The organism is Bacillus sp. AFS040349 (assembly GCF_002577655.1).
Classification (GTDB): domain Bacteria; phylum Bacillota; class Bacilli; order Bacillales; family Bacillaceae; genus Metabacillus.
Window position 1 is genome coordinate 1 of the sequence record NZ_NUMC01000045.1, and the last position, 16,588, is coordinate 16,588.

Annotated in this window: 17 protein-coding genes and 1 pseudogene; 10 read left to right on the forward strand and 8 right to left on the reverse strand. The window is 37.0% G+C overall.

The window, feature by feature from the left end:
• From COD11_RS10640 to COD11_RS26805, 8 genes are all read left to right on the forward strand, one after another.
• A partial coding sequence (locus tag COD11_RS10640) for an FCD domain-containing protein (protein WP_141549675.1) occupies positions 1 to 399 on the forward strand: 399 nt, incomplete at its 5' end.
• Between the two features lie 19 nt (positions 400 to 418).
• Positions 419 to 1,351, forward strand: a complete 933-nt coding sequence (gene mdcH / locus COD11_RS10645; RefSeq protein ID WP_369689277.1) for a malonate decarboxylase subunit epsilon — start codon at positions 419 to 421, stop codon at positions 1,349 to 1,351.
• Between the two features lie 17 nt (positions 1,352 to 1,368).
• Positions 1,369 to 3,030, forward strand: a complete 1,662-nt coding sequence (gene mdcA, locus COD11_RS10650; protein ID WP_098796905.1) for a malonate decarboxylase subunit alpha — start codon at positions 1,369 to 1,371, stop codon at positions 3,028 to 3,030.
• Positions 3,031 to 3,046: 16 nt separating this feature from the next.
• On the forward strand, positions 3,047 to 3,901 hold the full coding sequence (locus COD11_RS10655; RefSeq protein WP_098796906.1) for a triphosphoribosyl-dephospho-CoA synthase: 855 nt from the start codon (positions 3,047 to 3,049) through the stop codon (positions 3,899 to 3,901).
• Positions 3,902 to 3,915: 14 nt separating this feature from the next.
• A complete protein-coding gene (locus COD11_RS10660) occupies positions 3,916 to 4,227 on the forward strand; it encodes a malonate decarboxylase subunit delta (protein WP_098796907.1) in 312 nt (103 codons plus the stop codon).
• Positions 4,205 to 5,893: a biotin-independent malonate decarboxylase subunit beta gene (mdcD, locus tag COD11_RS10665; protein WP_098796908.1), complete on the forward strand. Its 1,689-nt coding sequence runs from the start codon at positions 4,205 to 4,207 to the stop codon at positions 5,891 to 5,893. Before COD11_RS10660 ends, mdcD begins: the two co-directional genes overlap by 23 nt.
• Positions 5,884 to 6,501: a malonate decarboxylase holo-ACP synthase gene (locus COD11_RS10670; RefSeq protein ID WP_098796909.1), complete on the forward strand. Its 618-nt coding sequence runs from the start codon at positions 5,884 to 5,886 to the stop codon at positions 6,499 to 6,501. The genes mdcD and COD11_RS10670 overlap by 10 nt, the downstream gene beginning before the upstream one ends.
• Positions 6,502 to 6,975: 474 nt before the next feature.
• A complete protein-coding gene (locus COD11_RS26805) occupies positions 6,976 to 7,146 on the forward strand; it encodes a hypothetical protein (RefSeq protein WP_162987323.1) in 171 nt (56 codons plus the stop codon).
• Positions 7,147 to 7,149: 3 nt separating this feature from the next.
• On the opposite strand, the gene xerS is transcribed toward COD11_RS26805, so the two are convergent.
• On the reverse strand, positions 7,150 to 8,232 hold the full coding sequence (gene xerS, locus COD11_RS10675; protein ID WP_098796910.1) for a tyrosine recombinase XerS: 1,083 nt from the start codon (positions 8,230 to 8,232) through the stop codon (positions 7,150 to 7,152).
• 192 nt (positions 8,233 to 8,424) lie between these two features.
• On the opposite strand from xerS, the gene COD11_RS10680 reads away from it, so the two are divergent.
• Positions 8,425 to 8,640, forward strand: coding sequence for a hypothetical protein (locus COD11_RS10680; protein ID WP_098796911.1), 216 nt, complete (start codon positions 8,425 to 8,427; stop codon positions 8,638 to 8,640).
• A 106-nt stretch (positions 8,641 to 8,746) separates the two neighbouring features.
• Here COD11_RS10680 and fdhA read toward each other — a convergent pair whose 3' ends face one another.
• The gene (gene fdhA / locus COD11_RS10685; protein WP_098796912.1) at positions 8,747 to 9,964 is read right to left on the reverse strand and encodes a formaldehyde dehydrogenase, glutathione-independent; all 1,218 of its coding nucleotides are present in this window, start codon (positions 9,962 to 9,964) and stop codon (positions 8,747 to 8,749) included.
• A gap of 246 nt (positions 9,965 to 10,210) precedes the next feature.
• Between fdhA and COD11_RS10690 the strand changes: the two genes are divergently transcribed.
• Positions 10,211 to 11,977 (forward strand): sigma-54-dependent Fis family transcriptional regulator, encoded by a 1,767-nt coding sequence (locus tag COD11_RS10690; RefSeq protein ID WP_098796913.1) that lies wholly within the window; start codon positions 10,211 to 10,213, stop codon positions 11,975 to 11,977.
• 92 nt (positions 11,978 to 12,069) lie between these two features.
• On the opposite strand, the gene glpK is transcribed toward COD11_RS10690, so the two are convergent.
• The 6 genes and pseudogenes from glpK to dhaL all read right to left on the reverse strand — a co-directional run bounded on the left by glpK (position 12,070) and on the right by dhaL (position 16,582).
• Positions 12,070 to 13,560, reverse strand: coding sequence for a glycerol kinase GlpK (gene glpK / locus COD11_RS10695; protein ID WP_098796914.1), 1,491 nt, complete (start codon positions 13,558 to 13,560; stop codon positions 12,070 to 12,072).
• 42 nt (positions 13,561 to 13,602) lie between these two features.
• Positions 13,603 to 14,429, reverse strand: a pseudogene (locus COD11_RS10700) (MIP/aquaporin family protein).
• Between the two features lie 197 nt (positions 14,430 to 14,626).
• A complete protein-coding gene (locus COD11_RS10705) occupies positions 14,627 to 15,199 on the reverse strand; it encodes a glycerol-3-phosphate responsive antiterminator (protein WP_098796915.1) in 573 nt (190 codons plus the stop codon).
• 75 nt (positions 15,200 to 15,274) lie between these two features.
• Entirely contained in the window at positions 15,275 to 15,535 is a 261-nt protein-coding gene (locus COD11_RS10710) for an HPr family phosphocarrier protein (protein WP_098796916.1), read from the reverse strand.
• Between the two features lie 26 nt (positions 15,536 to 15,561).
• Positions 15,562 to 15,957: a dihydroxyacetone kinase phosphoryl donor subunit DhaM gene (dhaM, locus tag COD11_RS10715; RefSeq protein WP_098796917.1), complete on the reverse strand. Its 396-nt coding sequence runs from the start codon at positions 15,955 to 15,957 to the stop codon at positions 15,562 to 15,564.
• The gene (gene dhaL / locus COD11_RS10720; protein ID WP_098796918.1) at positions 15,950 to 16,582 is read right to left on the reverse strand and encodes a dihydroxyacetone kinase subunit DhaL; all 633 of its coding nucleotides are present in this window, start codon (positions 16,580 to 16,582) and stop codon (positions 15,950 to 15,952) included. The genes dhaM and dhaL overlap by 8 nt, the downstream gene beginning before the upstream one ends.
• Between the last annotated feature and the right edge of the window lie 6 nt (positions 16,583 to 16,588).

The following is a 16,588-nucleotide window of genomic DNA, read 5'->3' on the forward strand; positions in this document are numbered from 1 at the left end:
AGAAGTTTTGACAATACGCTTGAAAACATGGGGATGGAACGTATTAAAAAACATGGAATAGACACTGAATTGTTAGAGGAAATGCAAAATATCCTAAAACAAATGAAGGAAGTTAAGGATGTTTATTCTTACACGCAATTAAATCATTCATTTCATATGTGTTTAATTAATATGAGTAAAAGTGAAACAGTTAAAAATATGTATTTACGTCTTGGCTGGCCATTATTACGGATTCAAAGTGTATCTTTTGCAAAGGAAGGTAATATTGAAAAATCTATTAATGAGCATCAGCTTATCATTAACCTTTTGAATGAACAAAAGTTAGATGAATTATCAGATTTGATAGTAAAACATAATGAAGATGTGATAGTAAGTGTTCAAAAAGTGCTTCGTTCTTAGTATGTCTAAGGAGGTGAACATGTTGAAGGTTGCCTTTTTATTTCCTGGTCAGGGATCACAAAGACCTAATTTTTTGAACGATTTACCAAAGTGTGATGCAGTGAATGATGTCATAGAAACTGCATCTGAAATACTAAATGAAAGCGTATACAACCTCCATTCAGAAACGGCACTTGTTTCTACAAAAGCGGTACAGCTGTGTTTATTAGTTTCTGGTGTAGCGGTATCTCGAGCATTTGCTACGGAAGGAGTCATACCGGATTTTGTTGCTGGCCATTCGGTCGGAGCATTTAGCGCAGCCGTTGCAGCAGGTGTGATTGATTTCAAAGATGCCCTAAATATCGTTAGTTTACGAGGAGAGTTAATGGAAAAAACACATCCAGATGGTTATGGAATGGGAGTCGTGCTTGGCATGGATGTTCGTCAGCTTAGAGCTATAGTTCATGATGAATACAATGAGAAGTTTCCTGTATACATAGCGAATCAAAATGCTCCAGATCAAATAACAATATCAGGCTCTATTCCCGGTATAAAGAAAGTATTAGAAGAGGCAAGTAAAAAGGGGATAAGATGTGCCAGGATGTTAAACGTTCGTACACCCTCTCATTGTCAGTTACTAACTCCAGTTTCTAAAGCACTTTTGCAAGCTTTAAAAGAAATTCCATTTTATCCACCTAAAATACCATATGCAGGTAATCGAAGAGCAAGGCTTTTATATGATCCAAATGATATTCGTCAAGATCTTGCCGAAAGTGTTTCTTCTCCGGTCCAATGGCATGATGCTGCAACTGTTTTATATGAAAAAGGAACTAATCTATTTATCGAAATGCCGCCAGGGAATGTTTTATCTCAATTAGCTATTAAGGCATTTCCTGATGCTCGAGTTTTATCTATAGAGAAAAATGGTTTTGATGATTGCCAATATGTTGCATTACGTGAGCAAATGAAGTGAGGAAGGGGAGAATACGAATGGAAACATTAAAAAATTCTGTAAGTCAAAAAAGATCATGGTCAACGCGTTTTGATGCAAAACAGAAACGACTGGAGAGTGTCAAGAGTTTAGTGGATGGAAGGGTGATTCCTACAGAACACATCGTAACCGCTATGGAGAGTTTAATCCAACCTGGTGAGCGTGTTGTTTTAGAAGGTAATAACCAAAAACAAGCATCTTTTCTATCACAAGCACTTGCCCAATTAAATCCTGGAAAAGTATTTAATTTACACATGATCATGTCAAGTATTTCAAGACCTGAGCATCTTGATTTATTTGAAAAAGGGATAGCAAAAAAAATAGATTTTGCTTATGCGGGTCCTCAAAGCTTGCGAATGGCTCAAATGCTTGAAGATGGCCAATTAACAATGGGAGAAATTCACACCTATATCGAATTATATGGCAGGCTCTTTATCGATTTAATTCCTTCAGTCGCCCTAGTTGCTGCTGATAAAGCAGATCAGCATGGCAATCTGTATACAGGTCCTAATACCGAAGAAACACCAACACTTGTAGAAGCCGCTGCATTTCGAGATGGAATAGTTATTGCACAGGTTAATGAATTAACAGATGAATTGCCTCGTGTTGATATTCCCGGATCTTGGATAGATTTTGTTGTCGTTGCAGATAAGCCATATGAACTTGAGCCCTTATTCACACGAGATCCTCGTCACATCACCGATATTCAAGTATTACAGGCTATGATGGTCATTCGTGGTATCTATGAAAAACATCTGGTACAGTCGTTAAATCATGGTATTGGGTACAACACAGCTGCAATAGAACTCCTCCTACCCACATATGCGGAATCACTTGGTTTGAAAGGTAAAATTTGCAAGCATTGGGCGTTAAATCCACATCCTACATTAATTCCGGCAATTGAGAGTGGATGGGTAGAAAGTGTTCATTGTTTTGGTGGAGAAGTAGGGATGGAAAAATATATCTCTTCTAGACGCGATGTGTTTTTCACAGGACGAGATGGCAGTTTACGATCAAATCGCACTCTATGCCAGATGGCGGGACAATACGCAGTTGATCTATTTATTGGTTCTACTTTACAAATAGATCGTGATGGAAACTCCTCAACTGTAACAAGTGGAAGACTTGCTGGATATGGTGGAGCACCTAATATGGGTCATAATCCAGGTGGGCGTAGACATTCAACACCAGCCTGGTTAAATATGATGACTTCAGATGACCCGCTCGGTTATGGAAAAAAACTTGTTGTTCAGGTAGTAGAAACATTTCAAGCAGGAAACAAACCTGTTTTTGTAGAGTCTCTTGATGCAATTGATGTAAAAAAAGATTCTGGTCTAGCTATAGCACCTGTGATGATTTATGGAGACGATGTTACACATGTAGTGACAGAGGAAGGAATTGCCTATTTGTATAAAACAGATAGTGTACAAGAAAGAAGAGAGGTACTTTCAGCTGTGGCCGGGGTAACACCTGTTGGTTTAAAGCAGAATTCTAAGAAACTAGAAGAATTCCGCAATAGAGGATTACTAGCTCTTCCAGAAGATTTACAAATTCGTAGAACAGATGCTAAACGATCATTACTAGCAGCTAAAAATGTCGAGGAACTTGTTGAATGGTCTGAAGGCTTATATGAACCTCCTGCGAAATTTAGAAGCTGGTAAAGAATGGAGGGTGAAAATGGAGATTGAAAGTAAGGTATTTAGTGCTTCTATTGCATCGGTAGCAGTTCAATCACTAATTGAAGAGTTGGAACTTACACCTAAACCAGGTCTTGTTGATCAAAATAACACTGGATCACACAGCGATTTAACATGTTCCCTGATGAGGGCATCTGCTGAATCACTTAAAGATACGTTTAAAAAAATTGCCTATACAAGTTATGGTCGCTTGCCTTCCCAGTCTTTAAGAGAAGAAATTGCAGAGATTGGCAGAGCTGGCGAGAAACAAATGTTTGAAGTTACAAATGGAATAAATACACATAAAGGAGCCATTTGGGCGATCGGATTACTAACATCGGCTGTTTCTATGGGAAAAGGGACATTTTCAATTGAGAAATGTCTTTCAACTGCTGGCAAGTTAGCTAGTTACCCTGATCGATATTGTCCTAAAATGGTTACGAATGGACGCCATGCTATGGTTAAATATGGGGTGAATGGTGCAAAAGGGGAGGCACAGGAAGGGTTTCCTCATATCAGAAAGTTTTCACTCCCAATGTTATACCAATCTAGAAAAAACGGTTTAACCGATGAACAGGCTAAACTAAATTCTTTACTTTCTTTAATTGCTACTGTGGAAGACACATGTATTCTGCACCGAGGAGGAATTCAAGGATTAGAATTTGCTAAAAAACAGGCTTGCTCTTTCTTAAAATCAGGCAACTTTGATTCATTAAACAAAATGGACCAGGAATTTATTAAACGAAATATTTCTCCAGGTGGTAGTGCAGACCTTCTTGCAGCTACACTGTTTTTAGATAAAACAGAACAGATGAATAAAGGTAGAAAATTGAAAGAATACCATTGTATAAGATAAGTGGGGTGCTAATATTGGAAAAAATCTCATACACCTTTCCTGCAACAAAGCAAATTGAACATTTTGCACATGTTGGTGTAGTAGGATCAGGTGATCTAGAGGTCATAATAAAACCAACTAACCATTCAAAAACAAACATCACGATTCGTACAGGTATTAGAGGCTATAAAACTATATGGGAATCTGTTATTCATCGTTTTTTTCAAGAGCATGATATCTCCGCAGAAGTAAAAATTAATGATTTTGGTGCTACACCCGGGGTAGTAAAACTTCGTCTTGAGCAGGCATTGGAGGTGTGTTGTCATGATAAATACAATAAAAACTAGTTTTGTAGAGAGCAATGCTCGTGAAAGAGCTCTAGGCATTTTAGATCAGGAGAATCATAGAGAATTACTTGGACCAAGTGATGAGTTTGAGTCACCACATCTGGAGCCACAGGGTATCGTGCCACAAAGCGATGATGGAGTTGTCGTTGCAAAAGGGACGATTCATAATCATCAAGCAATCGTGATATCAATTGAAGGAAAATTCCAGGGTGGTGGAATTGGTGAAGTGTCGGGCGCAAAAGTAGCTGGGGCTTTAGAATTGGCATTAAAGGATTGTGAAAAGGGTAAAAAAGTTATTCCGGTTTTAGTGTTTGACACAGGTGGAGTTAGGTTGCAAGAAGCAAATTACGGTTTATTATCCATCGCTGAAATATGTGCTGCAATTGTAGCACTCCGGCACTATGTCCCGGTTATTGGGGTTATCCCTGGAAAGATTGGAGCCTTTGGTGGTATGTCAATAACGGCAGGGCTTTGTAGTAGTATTTTAATGACTCGTGAAGGAAGACTCGGATTAAACGGTCCTGAAGTAATTGAGCAAGAAGCGGGTATAAGAGAATTCGATTCAAAAGATCGACAGCTAATTTGGGGAACGATTGGTGGAGAACAACGGATGAATTCCGGGTTTGCAGACTTTTTAGTCAAAGATGATCAATACCTAATAAAAGAAACGATCACGTCAATTATCAATGATAAAATACATGCTCAAGCTCCGAGGACAGAAAGAATAAGTCAGTACCAAACTCTCTTAAATTTGGTTGACCCCACTCAGCCATTAACTCCTGAAAAGGTAAGATCTTTATGGTTACAATCTGAAGACTGTGTTGAAGAGGGAGATAAAGACGTAATTAATAGTAGTAAAGATACCGGGAGAGGAAGTACATGGTTTGATTTATTGCGTGGTGAATTCCCGGAAGTAGGTGATATCCCATCGGTTCGAGTCTCTGATGGAATGATTGGTGAGAAAAAAGTACGATTTATAGCGGTTGTCCCTGACCAACATAGTCGTTTTCCACGTGCAAGAAATGGAGAAGTAGGCCTTTTAGAAGGTTGGTCTATTGCAAAACAAATACATGATGTGATAAAAGAGGATCAAGGTAAAGAAAAACGTGCCATTGTTGCAATTGTTGATGTACCAAGTCAGGCATATGGATATCGGGAAGAGCTTCTTGGTATTCATCAAGCTTGTGCAGCAGCAGTTGATGCTTATGCGTCTGCTAGATTATTAGGTCATCCAATCATTTCATTTATACCAGGAAAAGCGATATCAGGAGCTTTCTTATCACATGGTATGCAAGCAAATAGACTGATTGCTTTACGTGATGATGGCGTTAATATTCACGTCATGTCAAAACAATCGGCAGCTCGAGTTACACAGCGTAGCCTTGAAGAATTAGAAGAAGCAACGAAGAAGGTACCAGCAATGGCTTACGATATTCAGTCATTTGAAAAGCTAGGAGCTTTATTTTCTCTAGTAGACGGTGTAGAAGCAGACTCACCGGGTTTAGAAGACCGTACAATAATCTGTAAAGAAATTGAGAAAGCCCTAGAAGACATTTTGGTTGAAGACTCAAATGACTTAAGTATAAGGTTGAAAACTTCATTTGCTCTTACTGGAAGGGCAGCATCTATTAAGGTTAGACAAAAGTTGGAGCAGCAATGGAGTTAATGCCTCATGATTTATTAGAAATAAGAGCCAGCGCAGATTTAGTTAGTTTTACAGAAATACCTGAATGGGTTGAAAATGCGATAGCATCTGCGCCATTTGTAGTCGTAAGGCGAGCACAAGCTGGTGAAGGTCTTGTAGCGGTTGGTGTTCGAGGTCAGCAAAGAAATGAACGATTTGCTTCATTTTTACCCGTTGAGCGTATAATAAGAAGAATTTCTCCAGAACAGTTAAGCAGGGAAAGGGAATGGGTAGGAAAGAGCAAGGACATTTTCAAGTATTTAGAGTTAATCAACCGTATTATGAATAAATATTCCCTTGTGTGGGGACCAACCGGGAGTTTAGGGTTTGAGCTAGCGTCTAAAAAAGATGCAACAACAGAATCCAGTGACATTGATATTGTCATACGTCTCAAAAAGGAATTAACGAAAGAGCTAGCTAACAGCATACTGACTGAATTAAACAATGAGGTAAAAATACGAGTAGATGTTCAAGTTGATATGAAAGAGGGAGGCTTTTCATTAACGGAATATGCGACAAATGGAGAAAAGCCCATTTTAATTCGAACAATAAACGGTCCTAAATTAATGAAAATCGAATGTTTGGATTAAAATTACGATGTTTTTGCCGCTAAATCCATATAGAATTCGTTAAACGGATAGTATTATGTTGTTAATTATTAAAAAATTTACACTAGATCTATAGATTTATAGCTTAGATTTTGTAATAATAAAAAATGAAAATTTTTTCTGTCTCATTTTCCTGAGTAATCTTGGTTTATGAGACAGAATTTATTATCTTATTTAACTTCCCATAATACATATTATGTAAACTAGAATAAAAAAAGATATATATAATAGTAATACCTTCTCTTATCTCTCTTTGATTTAACCAACACCTTATGCTACCATTATCACTTATTAGATAATCTTCATTCACTGGTTATTTTGTATTTAAATTTCATACTTTTCGACCTATTTTCAAGAAAAAATAATGAAATGTTTACTTCTACGTTGAAAAATTGAAATATCCATTCCTTTTTATGAGATAATACTACTATAGCATCCAAAGAAAGTTGGGAAACAATGAAAAATAATAACAAATTTAAAATCGACGAAAAAGTATTTCTTAAAGCTAAAAAGGAAGTTGTTACAATTACTAACTGTAGTTATGTTGCTAACATGAAAAGATACTCTTATACATTAAAAGAGTATCCGAATACGTTTTATTTTGAAGAAGAAATGGAATCTCTTTAACGTTTACTGTTCTTTCGGCATATCCATACGATCTACAGCACTTTTTAAATCATCATTTCTTATATGTGTGTAGATCATGGTCGTTTGAATAGAGGAATGGCCTAATTGTCTTCTAAGTTTAGGTACGTCATTAATCTCAGAATGATACCTCGTAGCAAATGAATGTCTTAACTTATGAACCGATAGGGATGGCTTTCCAAACGCTGCAGCATATTTTTCAATAAGTTTTTCTATTGAACGTGCTGTCAGGCGTCTGGATTTGCCTTTTGGTCCCATTGCTGCTGCTACAAACAAAGCCTTGTTGCTTTTCTCCACAAGGTACCGAGTTTCTCTTATTTTTAGATACTCCTGAAGATCATCCATCGCAATTTTACTAAAGTATACATATTGTTCTTTATTTCCTTTACGTATTACACGTGCAGAAAACTTAGTAAAATCAATGTCTTCTAAATCAAGGTTTACTACCTCAGAAAGACGTAGGCCAGATCCTAAAATAAGGGAGACAATTGCGGTATCACGCTCTTGATTTAATCGATAAAAGTTAAAAAGCTTCTTATTTTCTTTACAAACCTCACCATAGTCATGAGCGATAAAACGACGAAACTTTTCATACTCATCACCAATGAGGATTTTTCCCTCCATTTTGTTCGCAATCGTCTCCATACTATCCTTAAGCTCATTAAATTCAATTTTTGCCATCACATTACGCTGAATATAAGGTTTTAAATCACGCGTTTCAGCAATGTTTTGTAAATAATTAAAAAGGGACTTTAATGCTGATAACTTTCGATTTACAGTAATTTCTTTGTTATGTAGTTCGTATTGCAAAGCATATAAAAAACCTTCAACTTGCTGTACAGTTAATGTTTCAAGTAAATCCAAAGGAATATCCTTGAGATTTCCGTTATAAAGTTGCTCTGAGATGATCCAATTGAAGAAAATTTTATAATCATGACAGTAATTCAGTAATGATGCTGCTGAAAGCTTTCTGCGTTTATGATCGATATATTCTTCAACATACCACGGTAATTCTTTTAGTAATAGTTGCAGCTTACGATAATGTTGCTGCTGTGATTCTGTAGCCATAAAATTCACCTCAAGACCCAAAGTTCTATAATAGTAGTTTAAATTATATACATTATTACGTCAAATTTATATTTTACGTAATAATATAATTTGTATAAAGATGGTCTAATTATCAAGTTTTCTAAATATGTATCTATACTACACATGAGTTCCTTCCTTCTTCTATCTATATTTCGAAAGGAGAAATGATTTATGCCTGTTGTGCAATTTGTAGAAAATAATACCGTTGTCTTAACTCAGCTCTTAGAACAACCTCCATCTGAAAATGAAAACATTAAAATTAAGGGCCGTAAAGCTAAAGTTTCAAATGTGAAATTTACTGACGATAACGTTGTATATGTTTATGTCATTTTTGATAAAGTGATAAAAAATAACCCAGCAAATGATCCTAAGAAGAAAAAACGATAAAACACGGTGATGATTCCTATATGCTCCATTAAAAAAGCGGAAACAACCCTCGTTGTTCTCCGCCTTTTTTATATAAGGTTTCTTTATTCTTGCCGTTAAGTATCAATTAATTTTTTACTAGTCCATGTGGATCAATAACATATTTTCTTGCAGCACCTTTGTCAAATTCCTGATATCCTCTTGGAGCTTCATCAAGTGAGATAACAGTGGCGTTAACTGCTTTTGCAATTTGTGCTCTACCACTCAAAATAGCTGTCATTAATTCTCTATGATATTGCATGACAGGTGTTTGTCCTGTTACGAATGTGTGTGCTTTCGCCCATCCTAATCCAAGTCGCACCTTTAATGTTCCAATTTTTGCATCCTCATCAATTGCGCCAGGATCACCTGTTACATAAAGTCCCGGAATACCAAGTCTCCCCCCTGCCCGTGTAACAGTCATAATTGAGTTTAAAACAGTTGCAGGTGCTTCAACACCATTTGCTCCGTGTGCTGAGGCTTCAAAACCAACACAATCCACTGCACAGTCTACTTCTGGTGTACCTAAGATTTGTTCTATTTGTTCTCCTAAGTCTGGATGCTCTCGAAGGTTTACTGTTTCACATCCAAAGCTTTTAGCTTGAGCAAGTCTCTCACCATTTAAATCACCAACAATAACAACTGCCGCACCTAGTAATTGAGCAGAGTGTGCTGCTGCAAGACCAACTGGACCAGCGCCAGCTATATAAACAGTTGAGCCTGGCTTAACTCCTGCACTTACTGCCCCGTGATAGCCTGTTGGAAATATATCTGAGAGCATGGTTAAGTCTTTTATTTTTTCCATTGCTTGGTCTTTATCTGGAAACTTCAAAAGCTGAAAATCAGCGTATGGTACCATTACATATTCCGATTGACCACCGACCCATCCACCCATATCAACATATCCATATGCTGAGCCAGGACGGTCAGGGTTTACATTTTCACAAATATGCGTATCACGTTCCTTACAGCTTCGACAACGGCCACAAGCAATATTAAATGGAACGGATACAAGGTCTCCCTTTTTTATAAACTCAACATCTCTTCCTACTTCAATGACTTCCCCAGTAATCTCATGTCCAAGAATTAAACCCGAAGGTGCAGTCGTTCTTCCCCTTACCATATGCTGATCACTACCACAAATATTTGTTGTGACAACCTTTAAAATAACTCCATGATTACACTTTCGACCAACGTTCAGTGGATTTACACCAGGGCCATCTCTTAACACTAAGTCAGGATATCCAATGTCCTGAACCTCCACTTTTCCAGGTCCCATATACGCTACCGCTCTATTTCCCTTCATCTTTAACTCATCCCCTCTTGTCATTCAATTTCTTACACTTATATATTTGCAATTTTTATGCCAACACTGAAAGCTAGTTTTTATTTATCCTTTAATCCCTCATCTGAAAGCGTGTTCAAAAATAGCACAAACTGTGTCCTAATTTAAGACAAACTCAACCTAAAATTTTCCTAATTATAGAAAAAATAGTATAATATATTCAAAGAACAAATTGCCTTAAAGTGTAGAGGAGGTAATCGTCATAACATGTTTACGGAGATTCTTTATGAACAGAGCGATGTAATTAATCAATCTTGGAAACGTTGTCAAGAGATTGGTCTTTCCCAAACAGACCCTATAGAAAACTCAATTTTAACCGGTAACGCCTTGCGTAAACTTATGAAAGAAAATGAGTTATTAATTAAACATGCAGCAACTGTTATTAACTCACTACCCTCTAGCTATTGTTCAAAATTAGTTGTGGTCATTGTTGATCGAAACGGGACCATTATTCATAAAGTAGGACAACTGGATGGTTCAGGTTCTACAGACTATTTATCAATAGGGTCAAATTGGTCCGAAGAAAACAAAGGAACAAACGCTATGGGACTCGCTATCTTTGCAAAAGTACCCATTATTACCCATGCTGATCATCACTTCTATGTAAAAAATCAATTTCTTACATGTGCAGCAAGCCCTATTTACTCCCCAGCTGGAGAGCTAATTGGAGCCGTTAATATTAGTGCTAGAAAGGAATTATTCCACCCATTTATCATATCCTTAACCAATATCATGGCAAATTCCATTCAAAATGGCTTACTTTTTGATCAAGCTTCACATGAAAAAGTCATAACAATAAAAGAACTTGAAGCGATTTCTAGCTTGTCAACAGTCCCTCTTCTATCTCTGGATGATGATAAAAGAATTATCCGAGCAAATCAGTCAGCACGACAGCTTCTAGGGGAAGACTGCATTGGCAAAGAGTTTCAACATACAACAGGATATATGACAAAAGTTATCTCAGATCCATCACAAAAACAATCAAGGCTAGTTATGGCTTTTAATAAACAATCTAAGAGAAATCCTAAAGATAAGAAATTATACGCAATAACAGATATTATTGGATCATGTCCTAAAATGAATGAAGTTAGAAAAAAGGTAAAAAAAGCTGCGTTAACAGATTTTCCTATTATCATTTATGGTGAAAGTGGGACAGGAAAAGAACTAATTGCACAATCCTTACATACTTCAGGGCTACGAGAAGATAAGCCCTTTATTGCTGTTAATTGTAGTGCAATTCCCGAAAACCTTATTGAGAGTGAATTATTTGGATATGAAAAAGGAGCTTTTACTGGAGCTAATCGTGATGGTGTTATTGGGAAATTTGAAGCTGCAAATGATGGGACAATCTTTCTTGATGAAATCGGTGATATGCCACTGAAAGCACAAGCTGTTTTGTTAAGAGTTCTTCAAGAAAAAGCGGTAACACGTGTAGGCGGGATAAAATCTATCCCCATTAATACAAGAGTAATAGCTGCCACACATAAAAATCTTCGGAAAGAAATTGAAGCTGGACGATTTAGAGAAGACTTATATTATAGACTTAAAGGAATCGTTATGACAATCCCTCCTTTAAGAGAGCGATCAGATATTATTGAACTATCCAACTATTTAATAAAAAATTTAGAATCTCCTTCTCTTCATCTTTCACGTGAGGCAAAAGAAAAGCTACTTTCTTATCATTGGCCCGGAAATGTTAGAGAGCTTAATAGTGTTCTTATGCAAGCTTCTTTTTTAGTCGAAGGGAATGAAATACTTGCAAAGGACCTGGATTTTGAAACGGAATATGAACGATCTACTGAAGCGTTTTCTGAAGACGAAGCAACCCTGACCTCTTTAGTTCATTCAGAAAAAGAAGTGATCAAAAGAACCTTAGATTATGTAAGCTGGAACATTACTCGTGCTGCTTCTATCTTAAAAATAAGCCGTAATACACTTTATCTTAAAATTAAAAAATATCATTTACAACAATAAAAAAGATTAGAACAATCAAGTTTTTAATAAAGAAAAACCATACTAACGTCACAAAGTTTCAGACGATAGTATGGTCTTCTTTTTCTTCTTAATTATTTAAATGCCATTGTTGCATTCACCGCTTTTTTCCAGCCGTTGTATAGAGTATCTCTTTGTTCATCTAACATATTAGGTTCATAAGTGCGGTTAATGTTCCATTGCTTCGAAATTTCTTCGCGGTCTTTCCAATAACCTACAGCAAGCCCGGCTAAATAAGCAGCACCTAATGCTGTCGTTTCTTCTATAACAGGTCTTTCCACTGAAACCCCGAGAATATCACTTTGGAATTGCATTAAGAAATTATTTTTAACAGCACCACCATCAACACGAAGTCCTTTTAAGGAAATCCCTGAATCCGCTTCCATGGCTGTAAGAACATCCTTTGTTTGATAGGCTAACGATTCTAATGTTGCTCGAACAAAATGCTCCTTTTGTGTTCCTCGTGTTAAACCAAACACCGCTCCTCTGACGTCACTATCCCAGTAAGGAGTTCCCAGACCTACGAATGCAGGCACAACATAAACACCGTCAGTTGAGTCTACCTTTTCAGCATATCCTTCACTATCGGATGCATCTTTGAACATTCTAAGTCCATCTCGTAACCATTGAATCGCTGAACCAGCAACGAATATACTTCCTTCTAAAGCATATTCTACTTTTCCATCCAACCCCCATGCAATTGTCGTTAAAAGGCCATGCTCTGATTTTACAGCTTTTTCTCCCGTGTTCATAAGCATAAAGCATCCAGTGCCATAAGTATTTTTGGCCATTCCCTCTTGATAGCATGCCTGACCAAATAACGCTGCTTGTTGGTCCCCGGCAACACCTGCGATTGGAACATTTTGACCGAAGAAATGATAATCAACCGTATATCCATAGATTTCTGAAGAAGGGCGTACTTCTGGAAGCATTGACTTTGGAACAGTTAAAATATCTAATAGTTCATCATCCCATTTCAATTCATGGATATTATACATTAACGTTCTTGAAGCATTTGTGTAGTCAGTCACGAATGCTGCTCCGCCAGTAAGCTTCCAGATGAGCCATGTATCAATTGTACCGAACATCAAATCTCCGTTGGCTGCTTTTTCTCTAGCCCCGTCTACAGAATCTAAAATCCATTTAACCTTCGTGCCTGAAAAATAAGCATCGATTAATAGACCTGTTTTATCTCTAAATAAGTCATTATATCCCTGTGATTTTAATTCCTCACAAATCCCTGCCGTTTGTCGTGATTGCCAAACAATTGCATTGTATATAGGAAGTCCTGTTGTTTTATCCCATACAACTGCAGTTTCACGTTGGTTTGTAATCCCTATTCCCGCGATCTGTTCCGGCTTCACATTCGTTTCAGATAAAACTTGAGCAATAACGGATAAAATTGATCCCCAAATCTCATTAGCGTCATGCTCAACCCAGCCTGGCTTTGGAAAGTGCTGAGTGAATTCTTTTTGAGATATATGAATGATTTCCCCTTGTTTGTTAAAAAGTATTGCTCGTGAGCTTGTTGTTCCTTGGTCAAGTGATAAGATATATTTTTCCATTATGATTTCTCTCCCTTTTGTGAATGATCTTTATTTTTTAAATTAAACGGATGCTTTTGTATGAGAAGAAACATTAGCATCTTGACCTCTGCTTTTTGCGAATGCTGAAAGAGCAATAATGGCCACTACAACCGTACATATCCAAAATGCAGCACTTCCTTCACTTAAGAAAACTTGCTTATAAAAAAGCGCCCCATAAACTCCCCCGATGATTGGTCCAACAACTGGGATCCAAGCATAACTCCAGTTTGAACTTCCCTTGCCTGCAATCGGTAACAAGAAGTGGGCAATTCTTGGCCCCAAATCACGTGCTGGGTTGATTGCATAACCTGTTGTTCCCCCAAGTGAAAGACCGATTGCTAATATTAAGAAACCAACAATTAACGGGTTAAGACCTTCAGTAAATGAATTAGAGCCAATTGTAAGTAAACCAAGTACTAAAACAAATGTACCAATTATTTCACTTAAGAGATTTGCTGGAGTAGACTTAATGGCTGGGTCTGTTGAAAATACAGCCAACTTAGCACCCTTGTCTTCTGTTGCTTTCCAATGTGGGAGGTAGTGAAAAAAGACAATAACTCCACCAAGAAATCCACCGATCATCTGAGCAAAAATATAAGAAGGTACATCACTCCATGGAAAATCTCCAATCGATGCTAATCCTAATGTAACTGCTGGATTAAGATGTGCTCCACTTATCTGACCAACAGCATAAACACCAAATGTTACAGCCATAGCCCAACCGAATGTAATAACAATCCATCCTGAGTTTTCGGCTTTTGAATTTTTAGTACAACTCCTCCAACTACTCCTCCCCCGAAAATAATTAAAATCATTGTACCAATGAGTTCCCCTAAAAAAGCTGTCATAATATTTCCCCCTTATTACGTAAGTAGTTTACCTTTTGTGATAGAGCTACTTGGTAAAAGAACACAGAAAAATCCACAGCAAACACCCCCTAAAGATAAGGGATTGCTGTGGATCTCCGATTCTCCGTCACAAGATATAAACTTAATTATAAGTTAATCGATTTTGAAAGCGCTGTCAACAACTATTTGTATTATTTTCAATTTCTTCCATCTATTGGAGAAAAGTGATTCCATAGTTGTTTATTTGATGTTGTTACTGCTTTTACACCAGCATGAAGTGCGCTTTCTACATCTTGTGTTGTTCGGATAAATCCTCCAGCAAAAATGGGTATTTTCACTTTTAAATGAACTTCTTGTATAATCTCAGGGATAATCCCAGGTAATAGTTCAATATAATCTGGTTTTGTTTTTTCAATTAAAGCACAGCCTTTATTTAGTGCACTACTATCCAATAAAAATAGACGTTGAATAGCAAGTAAACCTTTTTCTTTAGCTTTTGAAATTACGTTTGCTCTTGTTGAAATAATCCCTTCAGGTTGAACTTGATGACATAGGTAGTCAATGCCATAATCGTCCGCTTTTAAGCCATGTATTAAGTCAGCATGTAGAAGGACCTTTTTCTTATGTTGTTTAGCCTTTGTCGTTATGTTCTTCAAATTTCCAATGTGCAGATCAAGCAAGACAATATATTCATAGGGACTATCTAATAATTTCTCAAAATCCTTCATGTTTCGTAAAGCAGGCAAAATGATTTGATTGTCTAATGTCATATCCAACATCCTTATTGTTATATTTCAAAGAAAAATGTTTGTTAGATATTTCTTATGAACATAACAGCTACAATTCTAGCTTTTTTCATCAGTTAAAAATGCTTCAAGAGCTAGTAATGCTTCCTCTTCGTCATCGCCATCTATCATTACAAGAATTGATTGATTATTTTGGATAGATACGCCCATAAGACTCAAAATGCTTTTGGCATTTACCTTCTTTGTATCTATGTTGAAATAAACAGTGCTTTTAAAAGGATTCATTAATTTTATTAATTCTGCCGAGGGCCTTGCATGAAGACCATTTTCAATTTTTATTTTTATTTCTTTTTCAATCATATCTTGCGCTCACTCCTGACCCTTTCTTATCTTGTGATTTTTTGCAATTGTTTTGCCCCCTCTGCTGCTTCAAGCACCTCCTGAAGAGAGCCTCCAATACCGGCCTCTACAACTGCTGCGAATCCTCCTTCAACGAGCGGTGCGTCAGCTAGCCGAATCTTAGATTGATTTTTATCGAGCAACTCTAACGCTAGTTCTGCGTTTATTAAAGCACTTCCTAAATCAAAGAGAATCACAATTCCTTTTTCAGTATAGATAGACTCTATTGCTTCCTTAATATCAAACGCATTTGTTCCAATTCCTCCATCAGCTCCCCCAGAAATTGCAATAGAAACGTCTGGTTGAACTTGCTGCAGCAATTCTCTTAATCCAGTAACGAGATGATAACTATGCGAGATTAATAATAAACTTACTTTACTCATCACAATCTTCTCCTTCTAATACGTTCGCTAATGCTTCAAATAGATAGCAGGAGGACGCAGCACCTGGATCAATATGTCCAATAGATCGTTTACCAAGATAAGCAGCACGACCTTTTTTTGCTTCTAAGTTTATCGTTCCTTCCTTCGTTTTTTCTGCAAGCTGAGCAAGTTCATTTGGGCGTAAGCTATCTCCTTGTTCGATCATAAATGTAACGACAGGCTCCCAGACGTCAATCATTGTTTTATCTCCTATTTGAGCACGACCTCTGAGTTTTAGTCCTTCCAAGGAAGCATTAAATGCTTGGGCTAATTCAGATATAGTAATAGACTCCTTATTTTGAAAAATAGGAGAGGCTTTTATAAAAGCTGTTCCATAAAGAGGACCAGAAGCACCACCAACTTTCGAGATAATTGTCATCCCAATCTCTTTAAATAAAGTAGAAAGGTCCGGGTATTCCTTATTTTCGATTTTATTCATAACCTCTTGAAAGCCTCTTGCCATATTTACCCCATGATCACCGTCACCGATTGCTAAATCTAAATCAGTTAAATCGTGTTTTTGATCTTGTATTTTTGAGTTTAAAATTTTAATCCAGTGCTTTGCTTTTGGTACATCGAATTCCATGTTATT